This window comes from Legionella drancourtii LLAP12, from assembly GCF_000162755.2.
Lineage (GTDB): Bacteria > Pseudomonadota > Gammaproteobacteria > Legionellales > Legionellaceae > Legionella > Legionella drancourtii.
Window position 1 is genome coordinate 21427 of record NZ_JH413802.1, and the last position, 5845, is coordinate 27271.

Genomic DNA, 5845 nt, shown 5'->3' on the forward strand with positions numbered 1-5845 from the left:
CGCGGGATGACAGATTTTCTTAACTTAATGGCAGTGACCCCCACAAGGCACAAGGCTGGAAATAAAGATTGTGATATTGAATATCAAGGATATAATACTGATTGTTTGCGTGTAGCGTCTGAAATTCGATTTGTTTAGAGCGATTGGAAATGCACGTTAGTTTGCAACAGGAGTTGGAAAGAGAAATCATGCATGCAGATAAAAAATTTAATTTAATATTTGATTTTGATGGTACTTTAGTGGATAGCTTTTGCGTTGCGGTGCAAAAGCTTAATATCTTGGCTGATGAATTTAATTTTCGCAAAATAAACCCAACAGAAATAGATAAATTAAAAAGCCTAACGTCACGAGCGCTTATTAAGTATCTAAAAATCCCTCTTTATAAGCTACCTGGTATCTTGAGTAAGGCGAGAGGATATGTACGTGATGACATACCTGCTTTATCTACTTTTATCGATATTCCTGAAGTGCTGACAGAACTGCATCATTTAGATTGCTGCTTAGGCATATTAACTTCAAATTCCTCGGAAAATGTGGCTTTATGGCTTGAGCGCTATAAAATTCGGCATTTATTTGATTTTATTTATGAGGAGTCTAACTATTTTGGCAAGAAACAGATACTAAAAAAAATAATGAAATCTCATAAAATGAACTCATCACATACCTTTTATATTGGAGATGAAACACGTGATGTAGACGCAGCCCAAAAGTGCGATATAAATTCTATCGCTGTTTCATGGGGATTTAATTCGGAAGAAATTCTTGTGCTCTCTAAGCCAAATTATATTGCGAAAACACCTAAAGATATATTAACTATCATTAATAAACTAAAAATTAAGTTAGCTCCACATGAATTAGAGAAAATATTAGTGGTGGAGACAATTTGAAGAATTCATGCTAGATATGTGGGAAAACTAAAGTTGACTTGCTAATTCTGATATAGTAAAAAAGCTCCTGTTTTTTACAAACAAGGATGAAAGAGATACTATGAAATCAATCAAACTTATCTCGTCAATTGCTTTATTCTCTATTACACTCCAGGTATTTGCATTTAATCTTCATGGGCATGCTGTTGTGCAATTGGGAGGGTATTGGAGTAATCAAGGGAACGCACAGCATATAAACATCGAAGACTTGATCGGCGATGATTTCACGGTAACCAGAAGTCAAAGTAGCAATGGTTTAGTTGGTTTAGGTTATTTCATTGATGGTCAAGAAAAAGATTTATTCAACATGGCTTATGGAGTTAATGCCTTTTATCTCGCGAAAACAGGTGTCTCTGGTTATGTGGTTCAAGAGGATTTATTTACTAATTTATCCTATGGATATAAGGTCACTCACTACCCAGTTTATGCGGTAGCCAAATCAATGATTCATACAAAATCTCCGAAATATGCATTAACTCTTGATTTAGGTATTGGTCCAAACTTTATGCGTACAAGCAATTTTCAAGAACAATCACTCGATGATGGTGTAACCATCCCTGATAATGTTTTTTCAGGACATACTGCTACTACATTTAGCGCAATGACTGGTGTTGGAGTTAAATTCAATAACTTTTTTGGTCCCGCACCGTTGGAGTGCGGTTATAAGTTCTTTTATTTAGGGCAGGGTAGGTTGCATAAAAATACCACTCAGTTGCTTAATACGTTGCATACCGGTCATGATTACGCTAATGCCGTAATGTGTTCAATTGTTGTTTAACTCAATTTATAACTAATGGATTAATTTATGATACACTGCTTAAGGAATATAAGTGTTGCGTTGTTTTTGATTGTTTGTCAATGCGTGTTTGCCGGAAGTGGCTTGCTCTTTAATGTTTCTGCAACAGGCACACCAAGTAATGTGAATATTACCCTCTGCTTAAATGGAAAAGCGGCTTTGTCTTGTCAAAATTATAATGTGTCAGCCTTAACCTTAAGCATACTTACGACCATACCAAATCGTACTTATTCCTTTGCAGGAATTAAAGTAAATACACCAGGTTATTCGCCAACTGGTTGCAGTATGAATGGTAATGGATATTGCCTATTTTCAGCGAGTAATACAAATGTAGCAACCATCACTGTTACCGCTCCCCCCTCACCATCGACGTGTCAGCCAAGCGTCATTGTTTTTTCGCCAGCAGTAAGCCGGGTTAGCAATTCGATAGGGAGTACGCCTAATCCTATACAGCAATTTACGATCCACATGTCACCGTGCAATTCTCAAGGGCAGCCACTTATTCCCAGTGCGAATAACCCAATTCATGTCGATGTTTATGGCGCACCGGATGGAGTGATTTCGCCTACATCAACTACTTCGAGCACAGAAGATGTAACTTTTACCTACAGTGGCCAGTCGTTTCCAAATAATATTTCGATCAATGCCTGGATTAGCGATAGCAGCAATAATGGGGCCGCGCTCGGTGTAACACAAGTGTTGCCGCAAAACATCCCACCATCCTGCAGTTATGGCAGTGCGAGCTATCAGGTGCCACTGGTGAGTACACTCCCAAATGCATTAGATGTCATGGCTGATGTAGGCTACAATGAGAACGCGGCTCAGAATTCGCTCACTTCTTTCACGATTGACACTGGTTCTTTGGGCGTTCTTGTTCCGAGTCATGAGCTACCACATAATGGGAATGTGATCGGCCCTGGGGCGCCAGGGGTCAAATATTATGACAGCAGCGGAAATACTTATTCTGGTAATTACTACTTAGCTCCGGTACGAGTGAAGCTAGCCAGTGGCGTAGTGATGACGCAACCAATAATGGTACTGGGGATTAACAATGCCTATTGTAGCGGACCGACTACCAAGTCGTGTTATTCAAATCCTCCTTCACCGAATTTGCATTATTTGGGCGTTGGTTTCAACCGCAATAGCACCACCGCAGGTGATTTGTTTAACTCACCTACGGCTAATGCTTTTCTTCATATAACGAATACTCAAAATGGAACCGATTTGAGCCCGGGTTATTACCTCACACCGAATGATAACTCGACAACGACTGGATTAACTCTTGGTATTACCTCGAACACTAATTATGATGTTATCAACCTGGTGTCTAATCCAACCGTGCCCGGTGATTTTTATCCTCAGGCGGGCTGCTATAGTTTTCCCAATTCTCCGTCACCTAATCAGTTCTGCGGTACAGCACTTCTCGATGTTGGAATTGACTCGATGTTTATTGAATTACCTAAAGATCAATGGCCAGCAGGAACTCACAACGCCAATAATGAAGTACCGCTTGGAGTCTATATGGGGATCTTAATGGGGGCTGTAAATACACCGTCGTTGGAGTATAGTTTTAACGCAGTTCATGGTAATCCGCCTAGTGATAGCCCAACCCCTACTGTAGTACAATGGGTTAATAGCGCCACAACAGGGCAGATTTTCGTGAATACTGGTCGGCGCCCATTGTACATTTACGACTATTTTTATGATGGCCAGTGCGGGCAGGTAGGTTTTAAACCATTGCCATAAGGTATAGGACGTGTTTCTAAAGATAGCCTGGTTGAAGTCGCCAGGCTATTTTGTCACATAAAAGGGACGGCAGGATACATGTTCTATCTCACGGCAATAAACTTATATTGCTTTAATTCTACAAAGCAGAGCCAAACCCAAATTCTGATTGTTCAGGATCATTGGGCTCCTGATCACCTGATAGCGTATCCTCTTCAAGTTGAGTCGTTGTTGTGTTCTTGGCTTTGAATTCGTCTATTAAACGTGAAATCGTAGCGCGTAAATTAGCAAATAAAGGGCGTTCTCCACGCAATGTAGCCTTTAAATCGGCGAAAAGAACACCACGCCCATCAAGCCAGGCGCGTGTATTAGCAAAAATAACACGGTCCCCCTTAAAAAGGGCAAATTCTTGCGCAAATAATGAAGAATACACTCTGGCCTGACCATCATCAGCAACATCATATTTTAGCTGTTTTCCAATTGCGGTTCTTTGGGGCTTAAAGAAGGTTTTATGTTGTGATAAAGCAGTATAAGTCGTTGTTGACGTATCGGCAAAAGAAGCATCTTGCTTGCTCTGCTCATCAATTGGTGCTTTTCCTTTCCAAGTATCTGTAAACGTATTAAATACTTGATTAAACTCTTCTTCATTGGAATGATCAAGCATATCCAACATAGCTTCTCTTTGCAGATCCCATGCTTTTTGTAAATCATTTAAATATCGCTGCCAAGTTTGCAGTAATCGTGGCTGCTGTATATTTTCTGCGCTGCTCATAGTCTTTATGAATGCTTGATGTATGTATTCCAGGAAATGGGCATAGAGTTTAGCGACTTCTTCCTGTTTGGCTGCTTGTAGTGCCATAGCTCTTTGGGCTTTATCAATCTTATTGCGTATATTAAAAGTCTTGCCATTAAGTGGACAATCCGGATCGAGCATATTGGGAATCATGCGATATTCTCCTTCTTTACCAGCACGACCAGTACGTCCCTTAATTTGCTGTTCATCTTCAAAAGTAGGCACATATAAAGAACAAACAAATAAATTAGCAGCATTAATGTCGACACCACGACCAAACATTCCCACCGTTGAGATGGTCACATTACCGGGCTCACCACCATTTTTTACCGCATTTTTTTCATCGTTCTTATCCGTTAAGCCATGCACGCGAGTACATTTCTTCATGAGCTGTTGTAACTCATTATCTTTGGTTAAAATTTCATGAATCCATTCGCTTTGTTTATCATTTTTACAAATTAACAAGATGGGACGTTGTGGATTTTCTGAGAGTTTTTCACGTAGACTTCTCTTTAAAAACGCAATTTGCTGTGCTTCATTTTTAGCAAGCCAAATATTTTTATCTTCGCGGCGTACTGTTTTATGACGAGGAACAATCAAATAATCATATTTTTCATAATTAATGTGTTCATTGGCAACAGGAGCTTCATGTCGTGCAGTACCACTCAAACCATACAAAGCTCCTTCATGATATTGCTCAATAAAGCTTACTGGGAAGAGTGATCTTTGGGTTTCATTTTCAGGTAAAATTATAAAAGATTCTTTGCCAGCATTCTGATTTTCAATAGCACCCAGACATTGATGCACCCCTAGGGCAAAAGAAGCGCCTTCAACTGGGCGTCCAGTATCTAATACCAGAATTGAACGGCTATAACGCACATATCCGTCCGCATCGCGAACACGTACTAGCTTAGACTCCTCTTCAGATGAGACTTTGTAATCATGATCAGCCTTCATATGCAAAGCAGTATGCGCTGACTTCAACCAAGTTACTAATTGCTGATTCTGACTCTCCTGCAAAAGAGCCAGATTTGCCAAATGATATTCATCAAAATCTTTTTGTTCAACATAGTCCATGAATTGTTGGACTAACTCTTCTGGTTTAAATGTTGTTTCTGGATTTGCCTTTAAATAATCATGAACAAAACGTACCAATAAGGGATAAACCCAGGTAAAATCTTTCAAATTTTGCGAAGGCGCCGCATAGTTATACGCATCTTTAGCCTTATCATGAATAAATTTATCTACCTCATCAATCAGCAAGCAACGCTTGCTTGCATCCGGATCAAGAAAAGCAAAAGGATCTTGAATAATGTCACTGCGGTTACGCAGCAATAATAATTGGCTATTGTCAGTAAAGTTGACACCCCCACGTTGATATAACTGCTTGGGTGTATTTAAAGAAATCAGACTGGTATTAATGTTTAAAGACGTAAAAAAATCGTTATAAGTCAAGAAATCACGCTCAGCCAAAGACATGTCACTAGTCATGAAATCGACAGTTTTTCCTTGTGCAACCTGGCAGGCAGCCAAAATCATGCTGATTCGTGATTTCCCTTCTCCAGTACCAATCTCACTGATCAGTTTAGAATTGGGATTAGTCAA

Annotated in this window: 4 protein-coding genes; 3 read left to right on the top strand and 1 reads right to left on the bottom strand. The window is 39.7% G+C overall.

Features of this window, described 5'->3' with window-relative positions:
* Window positions 1-188: 188 nt before the first annotated feature.
* From LDG_RS03300 to LDG_RS03310, 3 genes are all read left to right on the top strand, one after another.
* Window positions 189-887, top strand: coding sequence for an HAD hydrolase-like protein (locus tag LDG_RS03300; protein WP_006869721.1), 699 nt, complete (start codon window positions 189-191; stop codon window positions 885-887).
* 100 nt (window positions 888-987) lie between these two features.
* Complete coding sequence (locus tag LDG_RS03305) at window positions 988-1704, top strand: hypothetical protein (protein WP_006869722.1); 717 nt, start codon at window positions 988-990, stop codon at window positions 1702-1704.
* A 27-nt stretch (window positions 1705-1731) separates the two neighbouring features.
* Window positions 1732-3468 carry a hypothetical protein gene (locus tag LDG_RS03310; RefSeq protein WP_006869723.1) on the top strand — a complete coding sequence of 579 codons (1737 nt, stop codon included), beginning with the start codon at window positions 1732-1734 and terminating at the stop codon, window positions 3466-3468.
* 118 nt (window positions 3469-3586) lie between these two features.
* Here LDG_RS03310 and LDG_RS03315 read toward each other — a convergent pair.
* Window positions 3587-5845, bottom strand: a 2259-nt coding sequence (locus tag LDG_RS03315; RefSeq protein WP_040534324.1) for a helicase-related protein, incomplete at its 5' end; no start/stop codon positions are given.

What these genes read in the sequence shown, in the direction of transcription:
- LDG_RS03300 (WP_006869721.1), top strand. Translation starts at nt 189, where the DNA reads ATGCATGCAGATAAAAAATTTAATTTAATATTTGATTTTGATGGTACT.
- LDG_RS03305 (WP_006869722.1), top strand. Translation starts at nt 988, where the DNA reads ATGAAATCAATCAAACTTATCTCGTCAATTGCTTTATTCTCTATTACA.
- LDG_RS03310 (WP_006869723.1), top strand. Translation starts at nt 1,732, where the DNA reads ATGATACACTGCTTAAGGAATATAAGTGTTGCGTTGTTTTTGATTGTT.